The organism is Paenibacillus sp. NPDC057967 (assembly GCF_042887015.1).
Taxonomy (GTDB): domain Bacteria; phylum Bacillota; class Bacilli; order Paenibacillales; family Paenibacillaceae; genus Pristimantibacillus.
The window spans coordinates 1-19,433 of the sequence record NZ_JBHVQB010000010.1 but is presented as its reverse complement, the minus strand read 5'-3'; the positions used below and the strand labels follow the sequence as shown (position 1 = coordinate 19,433).

Below are 19,433 nucleotides of genomic sequence, written 5' to 3'. Positions count from 1 at the left end.
TAGGAGGAACTAGCTATGAAAAGATGGTTGACCTCTCAGCCGATGCAGCAATCGGTGTTCTTAGGTCCTGCCCTGTTGGTATACGCCATCATCATGATACTGCCGTTTCTGCTCGGAATCTATTATTCGTTCTCCGATTGGAACGGCGTATCCAGCCAAATTAATGGGGTCGGCCTGCAAAATTATAAGACCATATTGACGGACGATCCCGACTTTGGCCGCTCCCTCTGGTTCACAGCCCGCTTTACCGTTACCGTCGTGCTTCTAAGCAATGTAATCGGATTTCTTATTGCCTATGTATTATCGAAGCCGCTGAAATCACGCAATGTGCTGCGCACGATCTTTTTTATGCCGAACGTGCTTGGCGGTTTGCTGTTAGGTTTCATATGGCAGTTTATTTTCACCCGAAGCTTCTCTGCTATCGGACAAGCAACCGACATCGGATTTTTTAATTTGTTCTGGCTCGGAACGGAGTCTACGGCCTTCTGGGGGCTCGTCATTGTCAGCGTGTGGCAAGGTGCCGGTTATCTGATGGTCATCTATATCGCCGGACTCACGAACGTGCCGAGCGATCTGATGGAGGCAGCAACAATTGACGGCGCGTCGGGACTGCAAGTTTTGCGTCATATTGTGCTTCCTCTCATCATGCCAGCGGTGACGATCTGTTTGTTCCTTAGCATTTCCTGGGCATTTAAGTCATTCGACCTGAATTTCTCACTTACTCAGGGCGGACCCTATAAGTCGACCGAATCGGTGGCCATGAACATTTATTATGAGGCGTTTAAGAGCAACCGATATGGCCTCGGCACAGCAAAAGCGGTTATTTTCTTCATTATTGTGACCATTATTACAATGATTCAAGTCTCGATTACGAAGAAGAAGGAGGTGGAGATGTAATGAACAAACAATCATACGGAATAAAGTGGCTTTCGGTCGAAGTCGTCGTCATCCTTGTGGGACTGTTGTTCCTTGCTCCCTTTTACTTCGTGCTGACGAATTCGTTCAAAGGCTTCGCCGAGCTGCTGGTGGATACATCCGGCTTGCCGAAGAGCCTGAGCTGGGACAACTACACAAGAGCATGGGAAGTGCTTCATTTCCCGCGCGCCTTTCTCAACTCGCTGCTCATCACTCTGTTCAGCGCTCTGTGCATGGTCGTCGCAGCGTCGATGGCAGCATACCGCTTACTGAGGCATCCATCCCGAATGAATCGGATATTGTTCTCCTTGTTTGTAGCGGCGATGGTCGTTCCGTTCCAGGCCATCATGATTCCGCTTGTACAGGTCGGCAACTGGCTTAATTTCTTGAACAGCATTCCAGGCATTATTTTTTGTTATACCGGACTGGGCGTTTCGTTCTCGATCTTCCTGTATCACGGCTTCATGAAGTCGATTCCGCTGGAGGTGGAAGAGGCGGCCGTCATGGACGGATGCAACCCGTACGGCATCTTCTGGCGAATTGTATTCCCGCTGCTGAAGCCGATGACGATTACGGTGATTGTGCTGCAAAGCTTATGGATGTGGAACGACTTCCTGCTTCCGCTGCTTGTTCTGCAAAAGCCGGAGCTTCAGACGATTCAGCTCGCAACGAATACGTTGTTCGGACAATACCTGAAGCAGTGGGACTTGGCGCTTGCGGCACTGGTTATGGGCATCGTACCGATTTTGACTTTTTTCCTTGTGTTGCAGAAGCATGTCATTCAAGGCATTACTGCCGGAGCCGTGAAGGGATGACGGGGCTTAAGCCGGGCAGAGCAAATTTGTCCACCTAAACAGTCAATGCGATGAGTGTTGAAGCCATGGACAGCTGAACTACAATGAGCTTGTAACCAAACAAACGATAAAGGGGAGGCAGACAGGATGAAAAAATGGTTAACGGTTATAAGCGCGATCATGCTGACAGGCTCCTTGCTGGCCGGCTGCGGCGGCGAAGAGCCCGGAACGGGCACGAGCAACAACAAGCAGCCGGCGGGCAAAGAAGTGACGATCAAGATCATGAACTATAAAGTCGAGATCGCCGAACAGTTCAACAAGCTGAAGGAAGAGTATGAGAAAGAGCATCCCGGCATCAAGCTTCAAATCGATACCCTCTTAGGCGGAGACGATTACAACACGCAACTGAAAGCGCGATTCGCCTCGGGTGAAATGCCAGATATATTCAACAACGAAGGCTACAATGTGATGGATGATTGGCTTGAATATTTGGAGGATTTGTCCGATCAGCCTTGGGTCGAGCATGAAGTCGCTATTGCCAAAGAACCGACGCTGCGAGATGGCAAGGTGTACGGCATGCCGGTTGGTCTGGAAGGACTAGGCTTCCTGTACAACAAGGATTTGTTTGCCGAAGCGGGCATTACCGAGCTGCCCAAGACGCTGTCGGAGCTTGAAACCGCTGCACAGAAGCTTCAAGCGGCAGACATAGAGCCGTTCGTCAATCATTTCGATACGTGGTTCGGCCTTGGCTTCCATAATTTGAACAACGCGTTTGCCAAGCAGTCGGACCCCAATGCTTTCATCAGAGGGCTGGATGACGGAACGGCGTCGATTGCTGACAACGCCATCTTCCAGGATTGGACGAAGCTGTTCGATGTCGTCATCCAATACGGCAACAAAAACGCATTGACAACGGATTACAATACGCAATCCACCTTGTTCGCCACCGGTAAAGCAGCGATGAATATGGGCGGCAACTGGCTTCAGCCCGTTATCGATAAGCTGAACCCGGGGATGAATGTGGGCATCCTCCCAATGCCGATCAACGAGAACGGCGACTTGAACGACAGGCTGTTCGTGGGTCCAGCCAACAACTGGGTGATCTATAAGAATTCACCGGTCAAAGAGGAAGCGAAGGCATTCTTGAACTGGCTGGTCTCTTCGGAAACCGGACAGAAATATTTGACCAAGGAATTTAAGTTTATTCCTGCGTTCACGAATATTAAGCCGGACCCGGCGGATCTCGGCGCTATCGGAGCCGGAGTGCTGGAATATATCGAAGAAGGCAAAGTCCTTGGCTGGCACTGGTCCAAATATCCGAACGGGGCGGCGCCTGAATTCGGCGCTTCAATGCAGAAGTATGTTTCCGGCAAAATAGATGCCGCCGCGATGCTGAGCGAGTTCCAATCCGCTTGGGATAAGATGAAATCCAGAAAGTAAACCGAAACTTATAACTTTTTATTAGGAGGAATTTCAATGAGCTTACAATTTGGACTGCAATTATATTCCGTAAGGGACGAACTGAAGAAGGATTACTGGGGAACGCTGGAAAAGCTGGCCGCCATCGGCTATCGTAATTTGGAAATTGCCATTCATAATGCGGATGCGGGCCTGGAGCCGAATGCGACGGAGCTCCGCAAACGGTTGGATGATCTGGGCATGAGAGTGGTATCGAGTCATATTCAGCCTCTTGATCGTTACGAGGAAATCATTGCGTACAATAAAGAGCTTGGCAGCACGTCCATCGGACTCGGCATCGCTTTCTTCAAGAACAAACGCGAAGTGCTCGAATGCTGCGAGCTGCTGAACCGTCACGGCGAGGCTTATAAAAAAGGCGGGTTAGATTTCTACTATCATAACCACTTCCAAGAGTTCCAGAAGTTCGACGGCGAATACGTCATGGACATCATTCTGGACAATACGGACAAAGATCTGGTCAAAGTTGAGCTAGACACGTATTGGGCTGTCCGCGGCGGCGTCGATCCGATCGCTTATCTGAAGAAGCTGGGCGATCGCTGCGGTCTCGTTCATCAGAAAGACTTGCCTGCATCGGTAGCTCCGAAAAATTTGCTGGAAGTGACGGGCGAAGACGCCGACATTACGTTCGAGCGGTTCCTGGAGCTGAAGAATGTCGATCACTTCTCAGAAGTGGGCGAAGGATCGCTTGATATCGCGGGAATCATTAGCACTGTACGAGAGATCGGAGCGGCGAAGTATATATTCGTCGAGCAAGATCTTACTACCCGTAACCAGCTGGAAAGCGTAGAAATCAGCTATCGAAACATTTCAAAGTTGTTTGAAGTTTAAGCGGCTAGGAGGAGAGAAACATGAAAAAGGTGAAGGTTGGCATCATTGGTTGCGGTAACATCAGCTCGATTTATTTCGAAGCGGGGAGCAAATTCGACATTATCGAGATTGCAGCCTGCGCGGATCTTGATCTTGCGAAAGCGGTAGAGCAGGCGGAGCAATTCAGCGTGCCAAAAGCATGTACGGTCGACGAGCTGCTGGCCGACCCGGAAATCGAGATCGTTGTGAACCTGACGATTCCTCATGCTCATGCGGAGATTCATATGCGGGCGCTCGAAGCGGGTAAGCATACGTATGGGGAGAAGCCGCTTGCGGTCACGATGGAAGACGGACAGCGCATTCTGGAGCTTGCCATGGAGAAGAACCTGCTTGTCGGCTCTGCGCCGGACACCTTTCTTGGCGGCGGCATCCAAACCTGCCGCAAGCTGATCGACGATGGCTGGATCGGCAAGCCGATCGCCGCAACCGCGTTCATGATGGGTTCGGGACCGGAGAGCTGGCATCCGAACCCGGGATTTCTATATGAAGTCGGCGCAGGACCGATGTTCGACATGGGGCCTTATTATTTGACAGCGCTGATCAACTTGATCGGACCGGTGCGCCGTGTATCGGGATCGGCACAGATGACGTATCCGGAACGGACAATCACAAATGACATCGATTACGGCAAAAAAATTCCGGTCGAAGTGCCGACCCATATCGCCGGAACGTTGGATTTCGAGAACGGTGCCGTCGGCACGATCATTACGAGCGTGGACGTGTGGGGCTCCAAGCTGCCGCATATGGAAATTTACGGATCGAAGGGTACCTTGGTTGTTCCCGATCCGAACACGTTTGAAGGACCGGTCTATGTGAAACGCCACAACCAAACCGAGTTTTCGGCGATTCCGCTGACACACGACTTCACGGAGAACAGCCGCGGACTCGGCCTTATGGATATGGCTTACGCGATCCGAAACGGGAGAGAGCATCGTGCAAACGGCGAGATGGCTTACCATGTGCTTGAACTGATGCACGGCTTCCATCTGTCATCAGAGCGGGGCATGCATTACACTGTTGAGAGCAGCTGCAAGCAACCAGCCGCGCTGCCGACCGACTTGCCGAGGAACGGGCTGGACGGTTAATCATAGCTCTTGAATGGAAAGGCAGGGTTTCGTTGGTTTACGGCGGAAACCCTGCCTTTTGCGTTAGATAGGAGGGAAACGGTGGCTCGGAATTCCGCGATAACACTGGTCATAATCGCGTCTGTATGTTATGGATTGCTGGCAACCTTAACGAGAACAGGATTAGCGGGCGGAATGAGTGTGGGCCAGATTAATGGCGTACAGTTCATCGTCGGGACGATTCTGCTCTGGGGAACTGCCATATGGAAACGCAGGCAGTGGCGTAAGCCGTCGTCTCAGGCGGTATTGAAGCTGCTCGCGGTCGGTACGTTTATGGGGATGACCACCGCCTTTTTCAATGCGGCCATTCAGCTCTTGCCGGCTTCCATCGCTATCGTTCTTCTGTTTCAATTTGTATGGATCGGCGTATTGTACGAGTGGATCTTCCGCCGTGTGGCGCCTGACGGCAAGATGCTTGTTTCCATTATGATCTCGATCATTGGGGCCTTGCTCGCCGCCAATGTGTTTCACGGGCAGCTACTTCAGATTCCGCCTATGGGGATATTACTTGGCCTCGGGGCGGCTTTCTCCTATGCAGGCACGTTATATACAAGCGGGAGAGCTGCAATAGAAGTCAGCTCTTGGCTGCGCGGGCCGATCATGGCGACGGGCGGACTGGCAATAATTTTGCTTCTCTATCCGCCTGTAGATCTTCTCCAAGAAGCCGATTGGAACGGGTTCTGGCCGCTGGCCGCTTTGCTTGGCATTCTCGGCATGCTCGTGCCGACGCTCTGCCTCATGTTCGGCACGCCGCCGCTCAGCGCCGGATTGACGACCGTGCTGGGATCATCCCAGCTGCCGGTATCGGTTTTTATGGCAGCGACGGTGCTTGCCGAGAAGGTATCCGGGCTGCAATGGATCGGGGTGGGATTGATTATTGCGGGTATTGTGGTAGCGCAATGGAAGCAGGCCACTCACTCTTGATGCCCAATCAAAAACACCTCCAAGTTGTCCTCCATATCTTGCGACATGGGGACGTTCCCTTGAAGGTGTTTTGATTTATCTTACGTGAGGTCCGTCCCCTATGAAAACAGATTACATAGGGTTTTCTAACTCTCAACTTATTCGAATAAGCTCGAAATGATAGCCGGTATTAATGAATAACCAAAGCATGAGTGCCTAGTGCATCATAGGAAGCAAAAAACTCGTCCGCGTCGTACGTTACTTGGCCTTCCAGCGGATTCATAACATGAACCCGATTGCCCGGTCCGTAGCCGTTCAATACAACGCAATGCAGATTGACCGGCGCCTTGAACAGCTCGCCTGTGTCGCTGAAAAACCAGGACGACGTAATCTTCGGCGGCGACAGATCAAGCGTCACCCAGATGACAACCGGATTACCGCGATCGAGCTCGGCGTAGATCTCTTCCCGCGTACTGCCGCTAATATCGACAGGCGTATGATCGCCTCCGAATTCATCGAATACTTTGTTGGCCGCATCGATGATCGGCGGCGCATACGAGAACCATGCGATCTGATCACGCGGATTGCCGGCATAAGCCTTGTACGGATTGGCTCCGAACAGCTTGCCGTCCTTGCGATAGAAAGGTTCTTTTGGCAAATACTCGTCCGCCATCACTTCTTTCGTCAGATCGTAGCCCATGCCGTTCAGCACGCTGGTCAGCGATGTAATCTCGCAGCCGTTCGGCAGCTCAGGCTTCTGCATCACCAGTGGAACGTCGATGTAGATCTCGGATACATCCAGCTCTCCATTCTCCGTCCACTCATAGCCTTTTACATAAGCCGGTATCGTGCTGGAGAAGGTGACTTCCCGATTCTCCTGATTAACAGCGCCGCCCACCGCCTGGTTGTCCAGCTCGAACGGCTCCATAATATTACTTTGCTTGATCAAATAATTAGTCCCGTAATTCAGCTTGGAAGATACGGCTCTTCCATCTGCATCTGTCGTCACCTTCTCGATGACAGCATCCGTCGTGCCGTTCACAATCGTAAATTCCGTGCCTTTGATCGGCAGGGTCGTTGTGCTGTCGGTATGCAAGATCGTGATGACCCCCTGCTTCACCTTCTCGACAACTGCCGGAGTGCTCTCCGCTTGCTTGCCGTCATTTGTGCCTGGTTTGCTGGCTCCATCGCTCCCCCATTGGAACCCGCTCTTCCCAATCAGAACGACCAGCGCCACCAATCCTGCCGTCATAGCAATCAATAAAAGCCTCTTCAATCGTCTGTACCTCCATGCTTCTGTCTATATTGTTTGGATAAGCTCTACTTGCTAATAAACGTCCGGTAAGCTTCCTCATCCAGCACACGATCAATCTCGCCCATATACTCGGAGTAACGATCCGGGTAGCAGAAGCCTTCCTTGAACCGGTACAGCCCGTCTGATTGATCGAGCTTGAATACACCGCCAAAGTCATAACGCTGCTTGCCTTGCTCCACCGCCCACTTGATCATTTCCCATTGCAGCAAATGAGGAGCCATCAGATTGCGTTTTTCATTCGCGCTGGCACCATAAATATACCAGGTCTTGTCGCCATAACTGATCGCAACGGCAGCGGCAATCGTATCCCCTTCATGCTCAGCCAGATAGACGCGGGTGTAATCCTTGTACGCCTCAAGCATTCTAGCAAAATAGTTATACGGACGATACGAGATGCCATGACGGTTGCTCATGACCACATACAGCTGATGGAACAGCTCCAGATCGGAAGTCTCGGCGCTATAACGGGTCGTCACACCCTTGCGTTCCGACAGACGGATATTGTAGCGTGTTTTGGAATGGAAGCTCTCCAGCAGCTCCTGCTCCGTCTTGCCCAATAGATCCAGCACCATGTTGTAGCGCGGCTGAGTCGTATCCTTGGAGGATACATTCCGGTTGCGCAGCACATAGCCGAGCTCCGCATATTGCTTATGCAGTTCTTCATCATAAGCAGTCTCTGGATCGATTCGCAGCACAAAGGCTTGATGATCGCGTGCGGCTGCCTCGGCTTCCTGAATCAGACGGTCTACGAGCGCCGTGTCTCTCGGGTCACATACAGGCCCTTTGCAGCAATAAGCTAACTTCTGCTCGCCTACCGCATTCACCATCAGCACTGACATCGCAGCGATAATCTCTCCCGCTTCCTCCAGGTAGACGTATAGCGGAATCCAGTTGTTTTTGACCTCGGACCAGCCTGTATCCTGTGTGGTTGTCGCGAATGGAGATGTGCGCACGAAGTGCTCATAACGTGACAAATCCGCTTCATTCGTGATGTCTACGATTGGCATTACAAATTTCCTTTCTGCTCGTAAAATTGTTTGTATCTGTCCTCGTAGCTTTTGTAATACTTGCGCACATGCCACCAGCGCTTAATGGCTTTATCGGCATCGTACTGAAGCGTCATGCAGTACTTCTTCTCCTTGATCAGCCGTTTCATATAGGCGACTGCTTCCTTGTCCTCCGTATACGTCAGCGCTACTTCCTTCGGCACGCCAAGCCACAGATGCTCAGTCTGCGCATACACAGCCGGCTCATCCTTGCCATAGACCAGGCTGTCTACGATAAACTTGGCCAGATTGTACCCGCTTCCTGTTGTGAAGAAGCTGCTCCGGCCTTGGCGAAGGTTAATCTCGAAGATTTTGTACTTGCCGTCTCGCGCATCATACTTCATGTCAAAGTTGGCTAGCCCCGTATAACCGATGGCTTCCAGGAACTGCTGGTACTGCTTGTAGATGTCCTCGTTGTATTCGTTGACAATGGCCACGTAGTTGCCTACCAGTGATGGCGTGCAATCCTCCAGCAGCGGTCTGCCGAGACACATGAGGCGAACTTTGCCATTCTGATCCGAATAGGCGTTCAATACGCGCATATGAGAATCATCGCCCGGAATAAAGTCCTGTACAATCATCGTTCCCGTATACGACGAACTGTAGATCGACTTCAGCGTGCGTTCCAGCTCAGCTTGGTCTTTAATAATATAAGCCTTCTTCTTTCCTTCGAAGGATGCTTCCAGGTAAGCGATGCTGTCTGCTGGCTTCAAGGCAACCGGGAAGCCGAACGGCAGCTCCACCTTATCCTTGTTGTCTTTCGTTACTAGGTACGTAGCCGGGAAGTCGAGACCGTACTGTTCACACATCGCGTAAAAACGGTCCTTGTAGAGCAACTCATCAATCCACTTCTCCGCGACGAACGGCAGCTCGTAATGGGCGGCCAGCTTGTCCTGATTGCGGATGACCAGCTCTGCGTAGCTGTCGCTGCTGGCGATCAGCACAAGCTTCTCCGCCTCTTGCTTCAGCTCGCTTGCAAAGTCGATCATCGCATCCGCGAATACGTCCGGCTCATCCAAGTTCTCGACGACCTTAATCGTCGTAATATCGGAGAAGTTCGTCATGAATAGACGACCCTTGCCGATGCAGCGACTCGTAACGCCGTATTCCATATGGAAGGAACGCGCCATCCCGTACGCGTTAATATCTGTGCCCAAAATTACCGGGATGAAATCCTGCTTTGCCACGAGATCAACCCCCATTTCCTACATATCAATGAAAAATCGCTTATACCATACCAAAAATACATATGTCGTCCACACATAACGAGCACGGTTCTTGCGGCCATGATAATGGTCATCCAGATAGCCGATCAATACTTCGGTATTAAAGAATGCCTTGGCATATTCCGAAGAGAAGGTTTCCTTCACCAGGTTGTAGTACCGCTCCTCGCGCAGCCAGTGACGGACCGGCACCGGGAAACCCAGCTTCGGACGATTCGCCCATTCCTCCGGCAGATCCTTGAGCGCTGCCTGACGAAGCGCATACTTCGTATCGATTGCATTGACCCGGTAGCGTGACGGCAGCTTCTTGCCGAGCTCCATCACCCGTTTGTCCAGGAATGGCACCCGCAGCTCGATGGAGTGGGCCATGCTCATTTTGTCCGCCTTAAGCAAAATATCGCCCGGCAGCCACAGATGAAGATCGAGATACTGCATCTTCGTCACGTCGTCCGCGCCCTTCACCCGGTTGTACACCTTGCCGGTAATGCTGGATACAGAAGGTCCTTTGCGGAACTCCGGCGTCAAGACGCCCAGCGCATCCTCTTCGCTGAAGATAACCGCTTCGCCGATGAATCGCTCCTCCACCTTCTGGCCACCCTTGACCATGAATTCAGTAATCCGGTTTTTCGGGAGCTTCCTCCCGAGATGGTGAGCTGCACGGCGGATGCCGTACGGCAGCTTCTCGTACTTCTCCATCTTCGGCGAATTCTGATACCATGGGTAACCGCCGAATATCTCATCAGCGCCCTCACCCGACAGCACGACCGTAACGTCCTTGCGCGCCAGCTCCGCCAAGAAGTAGAGCGGAAGAGACGACAGGTTCGAGTGAGGCTCATCCATATGATATTGGATCGTCGGCAGCGCGTTAAAGCATTCCTCCGCCGTCACCATCTTACGCTCATTCTGTACATTCAGTTGTTCGGACAAGTCCTTGGCCAGATTCGTCTCATTGAACATCGCTTCATAGTCGGCGAAGCCGACGGAGAACGACTTGTTCGGACGAAGCAGCGATGTAATATAGCTGGAGTCGATACCGCCAGACAGGAAGGAGCCGACTTTCACGTCGCTAATTTTATGCGTCGCTACCGATTCCTTCATCGTCTCGTGGATTTCCTCTACGTAATGCTCCAGCGTATTCTCTTCCTCGTGGAACGCCTTGTCCCAATACTTCTCGATCTTGATCTCGTCGTTCTTGATGATCATATAGTGAGCTGGCGGCAGCTTGTACACGCCCTTGAAGAACGTCTCGTCCATCGATGAATATTGGAATGTCAGGTACGGCCGAAGCGCGTCCTTGTTCAGTTCCTTCACGAAGGAAGGATGCGGCAGGAACGACTTAATCTCCGAACCGAAGATAAAGGTATTATCCACGGTATGACGCGTATAGTAAAGCGGCTTGATACCGAACCCGTCGCGTGCAATAAACGTCGTATCGTTGCGCTTATCCCATATACAGAATGCGAACATGCCGCGCAGACGCTGCATCATCTCTGTACCGTAAGCGAGATAGCTATATATAAGCACTTCGCTATCCGAGGATGTACGGAAGTTGTAGCCTTGCGCCTTCAATTCCTCGCGAAGTTCCTGGAAGTTGTAGATCTCTCCATTGAAGACGAGCACAATATTGCCGTCTTCGCTATACAGAGGCTGGTTCGCAGCCGTAGACAGGTCAATAATGCTCAGTCTGCGGAAGCCGAGCACGACGCCTTCATCCTCATGCACGCCGCCGCTGTCCGGCCCGCGATGGATAATTGTTTCAAGCATATGTTCCATTACAGATGAATGATCAATTGTATTTTTTCCTTTTATATATCCGACAAAACCGCACATATTATTTCACCTCTATGTTCATATCCATACCATTTTACCATAGGCGAACCTATTCCCCTACTATACCGACAGCAAAGGAAAACTATGCCTTTTCATAAGGCATTTAGTCCTCTTCCATGATACCTTCTGGGAGGGTGGTTGTCGACTTATGGCGGTTAGAATCCCCTCATTTCTAAACGAGCTTTAACCGCGTCAAATAATTTCTACTTTTTCTTCATAACCAAGCCTTAAGTCTAGTACCATTCACCGACGGAGGTCTGTTTTGCTGGAGGATGCTTTTCTCTATAATAAATAGCATGAGTTAAATTATGGATACGTTGGGGGCGAGCAAGCCCTCGTAGTGGTTATAAACAATTAGAGTGGAAATGGGGATCTATTATGAAAAGTTATCAAAAAATAAGTCTGCTAGTTACGGCTACCATGCTGGCCATTGCTCTGACCGCTTGCAGCGGCACTGTTAACAAGCTTACGGATAAAGTCGTTATTGGTGAAGGATCTGGCTCAGGGGAAGTCGTCTCCAAGGGCAAACATACATTTGAAGCTAATGAATTTGAGAACATAAAAGTCGCTACAGAAGCCATGTTAATTGATATCGTGCGCAGCAAATCCGAGCAAGCTGAAGTTGAATTGATGGCTGACAGCAAGGTGGAGAAGGATATTACCTTTAATGTCGCGATCAAAAATGACGTGCTCGAAATTGAAACAAAGGAAAAGAACAGCAAAATCATCGGTGATAATCGCGGAGAGCGCCGGTTGATTATCTCGCTGCCTGAGAAACAGTATGACAAGGTTACTATCAACAATAACTTCGGTGCGATTGAGGGTTCGCAGCTGCATGTGAATTCGCTTAAAGTTAAAAACGATGTAGGCTCAATCCGATTGAGCAGCATTGTAGGGGCGATGCATCTCGAAACAGCTACCGGCGATATTCAAATCGATGGTGTTAGCCTGAATAACGACCTTACTGCCAAGACGGAGGTAGGATCCATTCGTGTTCAATTGAATGAATCTCCCGCTGCAGCTAACGTAAGCCTGAAGAGCGAGGTCGGCAACGTTACCAGCAATTTGGAGACGATTGAATACACCGCGAATACCAAACGAGAAATAACGGGCACAATCGGCTCGAAAGGACCTCGGTTGGAAGCATCCGTATCTGTCGGCTCCGTTACAGTAGAAGCATAAAACCTATCAAAAGGGGTTGGCCGAATTATGGCCAACCCCTTAACTTTATTCTTGTAGTATACGGCAACACTGGCGGCCCCGAGATGAATCGAACATCCGACACCACGTTTAGGAAACGTTAACCGGACGTATAAGGGCCGTAAGCCGCATCGTATCTATGTTCGGACACTCAGCGAGGGCGCACGGTTTTTGCGATAACTCCACGTACACCTATTTTAACGGAGTTACAGGCCGATTTCAAACGAAAAAAGGGCGCAGATGACAACGGATTATTTCCGCAATCAACTACGCCCAACGTACTTACTTTAGTTCGCTAATCGACGTTAACAACAACAATAGCCGGACCGTTTACGCTGATTTTCACGTCCTCGTACGGTTCGACTACCGTTGTTCGCACGCCCTCACGTTTCGCTAATTCTTCCGTTAATTCCTTCGTACTATACTCCGCTAGTGTCACACGCCCACCTCCGTCATTTATCAATACTTACGGTCCTCGTCGCGGCCTCCCACGTCACCTTAACGTCCACGCCGCACATACCGCCGATCGCCGCCGCAATTTCCCGGGCGGGAACGTACGTTGTACTATTCGTAATATGACCGTCGTTTAGCTTCGTACCATTGACGATGACGTTTACGGGCGATAACGTGGATGTCTTCGTTGTAATCGGAACGGAAGGCAACGACGGCTCCGTTGGTTTGGTCGGTTTAACCGGTTCTGTTGGTTTTGGCGCAAGTTTGGCGGAAACCATCGTTTTAAATTCGGTCCACCCCGTCCACTTTCCGTCCTTGTTCATAAGACGCGGACAATTCTTACGGCTCCAATCGTAGTGACGCCGCAGCTTATCGATTCCCCAACCGCGTTCCCGTAACAGACTCGCCACTAGCTCCGCTGCCCGATCGAGTGTCTTCGCGTAATCACCGGATTCGCAAATCTCAATTCCGATAGACGAACGATTCCCCGGGCCGCTACCGCCGTCTCCCGCATGCCAACCGACCTCGTTGAGCGGTAGGCATTCGATTGTCTCGCGCTCATCTATTGCGATGTGATAGGAAGCTGTCGCGGTGTTCCCTGGGTTCGTCAGCCAATTACGCTCATTGCGTGCTGTCGACGTCGGATTTCCAGTATTGTGGATCGTAATATATGTCGGAACCATTACGATTCCCGGACGCCGATTACACGGAGTAGACTTCGGAATATGATCGACTATATACGTCATTATTTATCGTTCCCCTTCGTTTTCAGTACGTCGATTACGTCACGCAATTTACCCGGCAGCTTCATCCCGGACCGGCCGAGATTCTCCGTAATGCTGACGAGTTCATTCGCGATGTAGAAGTAGACGGCCGCCGTCATTACAATGGCTTCGAGTTCGAGTAGGATATCGATTCGGTGCGCCAGGATGATAACGAGTAGCGCCAGCCCTTTTTTGCCCGCGCCAATACTTGCGACCGATGACGATAAGCCGCGCCCCTCCGCTCTGCTTGCGTAAACGCCCGTTACGATATCGATAGCGAACGCGACAAGTAGAAACGAAAGAGCCTCCGTCCAATGTCCGAACGCATACGCAATGACCGCTCCGGCCGCGCTTGCTACCGACCCTGTTATACCGTTAATAGTTACGAGATTCATTGCGCATCCGCCTCCGTGGAATAATGTTTAATTGCCGTCACAGCCGGATCACCGTCTGCATTATAGTGAACAAGAGCCTTGCCGATTTCCGTTTGCAACTCCGTTAGAATCCGCGACTCCTTACCGGGATGAAGCTGTAGGAACGCTAGGATGACGTTGTTTATTTCCGGAACCGGTTCGGCTGCGTTAACGAGAAATTCGAGTTTGTGCGTGACTTTCGCCATGTAACGTGATACCTCCGTGTGATTAAATTTGAACGCAAAAAAGCCCCGGCCATTTACGGCTAGGGCTTACGTTGTTTATTCGGGTTATTTCTTAGCGGACTCTAACGCAGCGAGTTCGGCTTCGAGTGCGGTGATTTCCGCTTCGTATGCGGCGATACCTTCTTCTTTAATAGCGATCGCCTCTTCTAAACTTTTTCTTGCCTCTTCAGTGGGCATTTCCTGAAGACGTGCCTTGTCCTCGTTACGAACATTTACGAGGGCATCTCGCAGTCTTTTCGTGTGTGCTATTTGAAGGTTTAAGAACTCTGCGTCCTTCTCGATAACAGACTCCTCCTTAGTCGATAAATACACTTTGCCGGGCTCGAAGTCTACGTCCATACCAGCAATCTCCGCTATTTGACGAATCGGACCGTAACTGCTGCCCTTGATGATCGGTACATCCCCGACGGACTTATTATCAACGTATAATTCCCATACGCTGCCTACTTTTTCGTTAACCAGCGCTTTGAATCCGCCAGCCATTGCGGAACCGGCCGTCATTATTACCGCGCCTACGATAGCCCCCGCAATAAATATCAGTAATTTTTTCATAGGTTTATACCTCCGTTTGTTTTGGAACATTATACCACGGAAGTATAATGACGTTAACTATGCAGATTCGAGAGCGGAGACTCGCGTTTCTAAGATTTGAACATAAGACCACGTTGCCTTTGCATCAAGCGCTTGTTGTAGAGATTGAGATACCCCTCCCCCAAGTCCCTCACTACGAATGCTAGCCCAATTCAAAAAGTAGACGCCATTGTATCCGCGTAACGTAATACGGTTCAATTCAGCATGAAGTGCTGGTCCATTGATGTAAAGTCCCGTAGCCGGGTCATTTGTGGGCGTCATCGATACAAGACTGCCGCCATTACTGAACTCTAAACTCGGCGAGGGCGAGGTACTTCCGTACGATCGCATCTCTATTCGAGCGGCGTTTGAAGCTTCTACCTTGAACATACTTGATGTATTCGACATCTCCGCACGTGGATAATTACCGGAAGCGATTGTCTGAATTAATGATCCTGTAACCGTGGTACCGTTGATTGTACCGGCATTAATCGTACTACCGTTGATTACCGAGCCGTTAACAACCGCCGCTTGCAACGTCCCCGAAAAGTACGCGTTACCTGTCGCCGAATCCTGCCATATTGTCCGTACGCCAGACTTATTAAACAACGCTAACCCGTACTCGCCCGGTGCCGTCTGTCCAAGCCGCACCATTGTCCGGTCCTGCGCGTCAGCTACCCGCATACCCATACCGTCGACTAACGTTATAGAGTCGTCGTATTTGATGCCCTTCAGTACGGCGTTTTCAGACGTATACACCATTGCCTTCCGTGAGCCGACCGTTGCTTGGAAGATGTAGTCTGACGTTTTCATCTCGCGGAAGTTGGCCAATACTACACGGCCGCGTTTCGGTTCAAACGGATATCGTTCGTACTCCGTTATCCTCGCGTCAAACCGGTATCCCATCGACTCGTCAATGACCGTTATCGTGTCGCCTACCTCGCGGGTTGCTTCGGACTTAAATTCGGGGTCAACTTTTTCGAGTTCCACGAAATCGATTTCGTATGACACCTTCGGTAGCTCAACCGTTGTGATATATCGTTGCATCTCCGCCAACAAACGGCTTTGATCCTCGATTTCCGGGAAGTCGATAGACCCTTCGAATATATGGTTGACGTCAATATATTGACTATCGATATACTTAACGGAGTGGCCCGGCAAACCTTCGATTGTAAGCCCGTTCTTCCCGTAACCGTACAGCCGCGTAATACGTTCCATGTCGTGACTCTTACGTACGATCCCCGTAAGGTTTTTACGATAGCGGATTACGACGCCGTTGTTCGCCCCTTTGCGAGTGGCTAACGTAATGGCCGTGTTGTCATACGATAAGTCGCCGTTATACAACGTCCGGACGTCGTTAAGGAGTTCGTGTTTCCGCTTCTCCCCGAACTCGAATACATCCGCTGAATTAAAAGAACCCTCCACCGCGAAGGCGAAGGGCGTATTATTTCCGATAAGTCCGAGCTGATAGGTAGGCGGCACGTTAGCCGTAAAGTCTACGTAATAATCGAGATAGTAACGGTTAAGTTCAAACGCGACGTGATGCGCCTCGACACGTTTATAAATCCGGAGGCCGCGCCGTTCCTCGTCCACTCGTTTAATAACGAATATCTGCCCGGCGAGCCCGACGTCAGGTAGATCGCTGGGAAACCGGACCTCATTACGTTCGATTATCGCGGCATAACGTTCGTTATCGTCCGACAATTTCGGATATGTGAACGTCACGTAAAACGGACCATTCAGCGACTCCTTTACGGTTACTTCGGCTGCGGCCGGAAGATAATGCACGGCGTTTTCGCCGACTATCGCCCGTAGCTGTAATCGGCTTCTAAACTTCGTCGTAATGTCGCATACCTCCTTTCGCGCAAAATAAAAACGGCATGTCGCGAGGACACACCGTTTTGTTGGCCTATACCTCGTACCACGATGCGCCGATCTTTTCGAGTTTTAACGTCTGATTGTACGCCAACGGTAAATTTGCCCCGCCCTTCAATACGATAGTTGCGTTATTGGCAATCGTCGTTTTCTGCGGGCTGGCGTTACCAGCAACGTTAAGTATCGTAACTACCTGGCCGTCAATACCCGTAATGGACGTAATTGTATTAGCGTCCGGCTGATTCATGACAACTCGATTGACGGCGGTTGCGTCGATTGTTGACGTATTACTTTGGATATTACGCCTACTAGCTGTCACAAACGCGTTTGTGACTTCAAATTTAGCGTCATCGAGTTCATACTTCTTAACGCCTCCTATATACTTTTCCTCTCCGCCATTCGGTGCGATCGACCATAAGTATTTTCTTCCCTGAGTTCGGACGCTGTTCGCGTATACTCCATCATCTGAATACATGTAAAGCATTTGACCATGTTGTAACGCGATTGACTTCGACGATTCCAGTCCGATCTCCGGATTTGACGGCGCATGTTTCGGTAATCCCGGTCCGATCATAAGTACGGCACGTGCAATAGAATTAAACAAGGCGACCCAGCGGCCACCAATAATTCTCCCGTCTTGGAAAGAGAATCCGATATCAGGATTTTTATTGTCATATTCGCTACCTTCGAGAACTTTACCATTAACCCAAAACACACCGTTGCCGTGATACCCTTTATCGCCCTCTTGATCCGCGTGAAAGTAGATTCCGAGGTCACGATAGGCTTGGCCCAAATGATAGGCATCCGCAAATAGCTTTATACATCCGCCGACACCTGTCGTAACTTTGCTTTTTGCTAAGACGTAAAACCGCGTCGCGTTATCGGAAAATTTCGTATTAACGATCCCGATCCATGAAAGCATCGTCGATACAAACTTTGACGTAGCTCCAACGCGATCTAGTCCACCCTCAGTTACGACACCATCGGCCGCATCTAATCGACCTTTTAGCGTTGAATATGCGGCTCCGCCTTCTGGTTGTCTCGCGTCTACTATTTCCGTATTACTGTCGCCAGCCTCCGCTACGATATTCTCCACACGTTGGTTTATGGCGTCTAGCGCATGACTGACGGTTTCTGCCGCAATATCTCCTTCGTACGTGATATGTTCGGCGGAATGCGCCCGCTCGGATGCTTTATGCTCCACTATTTCAACGTTTACAGCGGTATCATTATCGCGAAGTTTGGGCCACGCCTCTTCGAGAGTCATCGAGCCATCAATAGGTTGTAAATCAGCCAAGGACGTACCTCCTTATAAATATTTTGCGCGAAATGAAAAAGAGACATCGCAATTAAGCGTCGTCCCTTGTATAGTCACGTAATTAATGCCGGGTTCTAGCGTTATAAACTCAACGTCCGAATATTGAAGCGTACTCGACCCGCCCTTTTTGACGGTCATTCGTTCGCCGTCAACGATTAAGGTTTCGTTGTTTAACGTACCGCTGTACACGAACGTTTTGTCGCCTGCGGAAATGGAGAGGTTTGCGCAGCTCCCTGTAATGGTAATCGTAGGCGTAACGTCTTCGTATCCCCAATTGTTTACCTCAACGGTTTGCGTCCCGTCAATACGGTAACTCCACGTATCATCTAAACGGATTTCCGTGTCTAGTACGATAGTAGAATCTAGTATAACGTTATCGGACAACGTAGCCGACCGGGAATACGGGTCCGTACACTTCATCGCAAAACGTAGCTCGCCGTATTTACCAATCTGCTCCGGCGTCAAGTTGCCCGATAATTTGGCGGTAAAAAAGCGGTCAGGCACATCGTCAAAAACGAGCATACCCGCCGCTGTTGTCGGCTTAAGCCACGATAATATCTCGGATTGCCTCCGTTTAAACATACGAGAGTCAGGGACGATATCGACCGTTATCTCGATTTCGCGCTTACCGAGTTCGGTCCCGTAGTCTATCACGCCGGGCGTTCCGGCTGGCTCATCCTCGTACTCTCGCAAGTTCGGACTATTAACGGTATACCGGAGGAGGCGGACGCCTAACTCCGAGCAATGCCGTCCTTTATACGTAAAGCCGTAAGTTGTATCGATAGACACTATCCGCCACCTCCCATAAATTGATTCCGTGCCATTTCCGTAGCCATATCGACGCCAGTCCGTCCGATCGCACGTACATCGATTTCGTCTTCTAGCGTTGTATCGTTCATTTCCACGCCGACGAGTTTTTCGATATTAACCGTTGTCCCGCCGCCGCGACCTCCGACAATACCCGCAATTTGCTGCGGAGTAAGCACGACTTCGCCTTGACGTAAAATCGCCGTAATCTCGTCCGGCATAAGCATGTCGCCTGCGGAGAAGCTGCGTTGTCCAACGATACCGCCCGTATGGAATAACGGAGCCCCGTCGA

At 50.6% G+C, this 19,433-nt stretch carries 20 protein-coding genes; 7 read left to right on the top strand and 13 right to left on the bottom strand.

All coding sequences use genetic code 11. The annotated features are described in order from the left end of the window. The first annotated feature begins 15 nt into the window (after window positions 1-15). The 6 genes from ACFVSO_RS23865 (at window position 16) to ACFVSO_RS23840 (ending at window position 6,103) form a co-directional block, all read left to right on the top strand. The gene (locus ACFVSO_RS23865) at window positions 16-897 is read left to right on the top strand and encodes a carbohydrate ABC transporter permease (RefSeq protein ID WP_387478498.1); all 882 of its coding nucleotides are present in this window, start codon (window positions 16-18) and stop codon (window positions 895-897) included. Continuing rightward, window positions 897-1,730, top strand: a complete 834-nt coding sequence (locus ACFVSO_RS23860) for a carbohydrate ABC transporter permease (protein ID WP_387478496.1) — start codon at window positions 897-899, stop codon at window positions 1,728-1,730. Before ACFVSO_RS23865 ends, ACFVSO_RS23860 begins: the two co-directional genes overlap by 1 nt. 126 nt (window positions 1,731-1,856) lie before the next feature. Beyond that, complete coding sequence (locus ACFVSO_RS23855) at window positions 1,857-3,149, top strand: ABC transporter substrate-binding protein (RefSeq protein WP_387478494.1); 1,293 nt, start codon at window positions 1,857-1,859, stop codon at window positions 3,147-3,149. Between the two features lie 36 nt (window positions 3,150-3,185). Beyond that, window positions 3,186-4,016 (top strand): sugar phosphate isomerase/epimerase family protein, encoded by an 831-nt coding sequence (locus tag ACFVSO_RS23850; RefSeq protein ID WP_387478492.1) that lies wholly within the window; start codon window positions 3,186-3,188, stop codon window positions 4,014-4,016. Window positions 4,017-4,036: 20 nt separating this feature from the next. Beyond that, on the top strand, window positions 4,037-5,140 hold the full coding sequence (locus ACFVSO_RS23845; RefSeq protein ID WP_387478489.1) for a Gfo/Idh/MocA family protein: 1,104 nt from the start codon (window positions 4,037-4,039) through the stop codon (window positions 5,138-5,140). Between the two features lie 81 nt (window positions 5,141-5,221). Beyond that, window positions 5,222-6,103 carry an EamA family transporter gene (locus ACFVSO_RS23840; RefSeq protein WP_387478486.1) on the top strand — a complete coding sequence of 294 codons (882 nt, stop codon included), beginning with the start codon at window positions 5,222-5,224 and terminating at the stop codon, window positions 6,101-6,103. A 169-nt stretch (window positions 6,104-6,272) separates the two neighbouring features. Here the strand turns inward: ACFVSO_RS23840 and ACFVSO_RS23835 are convergent, their stop codons facing one another. From ACFVSO_RS23835 to asnB, 4 genes are read right to left on the bottom strand one after another with little or no spacing between them, the layout of a single operon-like run. Further along, window positions 6,273-7,358, bottom strand: coding sequence for a C39 family peptidase (locus ACFVSO_RS23835; RefSeq protein ID WP_387478483.1), 1,086 nt, complete (start codon window positions 7,356-7,358; stop codon window positions 6,273-6,275). 44 nt (window positions 7,359-7,402) lie between these two features. Continuing rightward, the gene (locus tag ACFVSO_RS23830; RefSeq protein WP_387478480.1) at window positions 7,403-8,404 is read right to left on the bottom strand and encodes a lipid II:glycine glycyltransferase FemX; all 1,002 of its coding nucleotides are present in this window, start codon (window positions 8,402-8,404) and stop codon (window positions 7,403-7,405) included. After that, a complete protein-coding gene (locus tag ACFVSO_RS23825) occupies window positions 8,404-9,630 on the bottom strand; it encodes a carboxylate--amine ligase (protein WP_387478477.1) in 1,227 nt (408 codons plus the stop codon). The genes ACFVSO_RS23830 and ACFVSO_RS23825 overlap by 1 nt, the downstream gene beginning before the upstream one ends. A gap of 18 nt (window positions 9,631-9,648) precedes the next feature. Further along, the gene (asnB, locus tag ACFVSO_RS23820) at window positions 9,649-11,496 is read right to left on the bottom strand and encodes an asparagine synthase (glutamine-hydrolyzing) (protein ID WP_387478474.1); all 1,848 of its coding nucleotides are present in this window, start codon (window positions 11,494-11,496) and stop codon (window positions 9,649-9,651) included. A gap of 378 nt (window positions 11,497-11,874) precedes the next feature. Between asnB and ACFVSO_RS23815 the strand changes: the two genes are divergently transcribed. Further along, window positions 11,875-12,678 carry a DUF4097 family beta strand repeat-containing protein gene (locus tag ACFVSO_RS23815; protein WP_387478472.1) on the top strand — a complete coding sequence of 268 codons (804 nt, stop codon included), beginning with the start codon at window positions 11,875-11,877 and terminating at the stop codon, window positions 12,676-12,678. Between the two features lie 313 nt (window positions 12,679-12,991). Here ACFVSO_RS23815 and ACFVSO_RS23810 read toward each other — a convergent pair whose 3' ends face one another. From ACFVSO_RS23810 to ACFVSO_RS23770, 9 genes are all read right to left on the bottom strand, one after another. Further along, window positions 12,992-13,135 carry a BC1881 family protein gene (locus ACFVSO_RS23810; RefSeq protein ID WP_387478470.1) on the bottom strand — a complete coding sequence of 48 codons (144 nt, stop codon included), beginning with the start codon at window positions 13,133-13,135 and terminating at the stop codon, window positions 12,992-12,994. Window positions 13,136-13,148: 13 nt separating this feature from the next. Then, the gene (locus ACFVSO_RS23805) at window positions 13,149-13,895 is read right to left on the bottom strand and encodes an N-acetylmuramoyl-L-alanine amidase (protein ID WP_387478468.1); all 747 of its coding nucleotides are present in this window, start codon (window positions 13,893-13,895) and stop codon (window positions 13,149-13,151) included. Then, on the bottom strand, window positions 13,895-14,308 hold the full coding sequence (locus ACFVSO_RS23800; protein WP_387478465.1) for a phage holin family protein: 414 nt from the start codon (window positions 14,306-14,308) through the stop codon (window positions 13,895-13,897). The genes ACFVSO_RS23805 and ACFVSO_RS23800 overlap by 1 nt, the downstream gene beginning before the upstream one ends. Continuing rightward, on the bottom strand, window positions 14,305-14,532 hold the full coding sequence (locus ACFVSO_RS23795; protein WP_387478462.1) for a hypothetical protein: 228 nt from the start codon (window positions 14,530-14,532) through the stop codon (window positions 14,305-14,307). Before ACFVSO_RS23795 ends, ACFVSO_RS23800 begins: the two co-directional genes overlap by 4 nt. Window positions 14,533-14,616: 84 nt before the next feature. Beyond that, a complete protein-coding gene (locus tag ACFVSO_RS23790; RefSeq protein WP_387478459.1) occupies window positions 14,617-15,123 on the bottom strand; it encodes a hypothetical protein in 507 nt (168 codons plus the stop codon). Window positions 15,124-15,180: 57 nt separating this feature from the next. Beyond that, window positions 15,181-16,929, bottom strand: a complete 1,749-nt coding sequence (locus ACFVSO_RS23785; RefSeq protein WP_387478456.1) for a phage tail spike protein — start codon at window positions 16,927-16,929, stop codon at window positions 15,181-15,183. Between the two features lie 121 nt (window positions 16,930-17,050). Then, complete coding sequence (locus ACFVSO_RS23780) at window positions 17,051-18,313, bottom strand: hypothetical protein (protein ID WP_387478453.1); 1,263 nt, start codon at window positions 18,311-18,313, stop codon at window positions 17,051-17,053. A 12-nt stretch (window positions 18,314-18,325) separates the two neighbouring features. Next, a complete protein-coding gene (locus ACFVSO_RS23775; protein WP_387478451.1) occupies window positions 18,326-19,123 on the bottom strand; it encodes a distal tail protein Dit in 798 nt (265 codons plus the stop codon). Next, window positions 19,123-19,433, bottom strand: a 311-nt coding sequence (locus ACFVSO_RS23770) for a hypothetical protein (RefSeq protein ID WP_387478448.1), incomplete at its 5' end; no start/stop codon positions are given. The genes ACFVSO_RS23775 and ACFVSO_RS23770, both read right to left, overlap by 1 nt.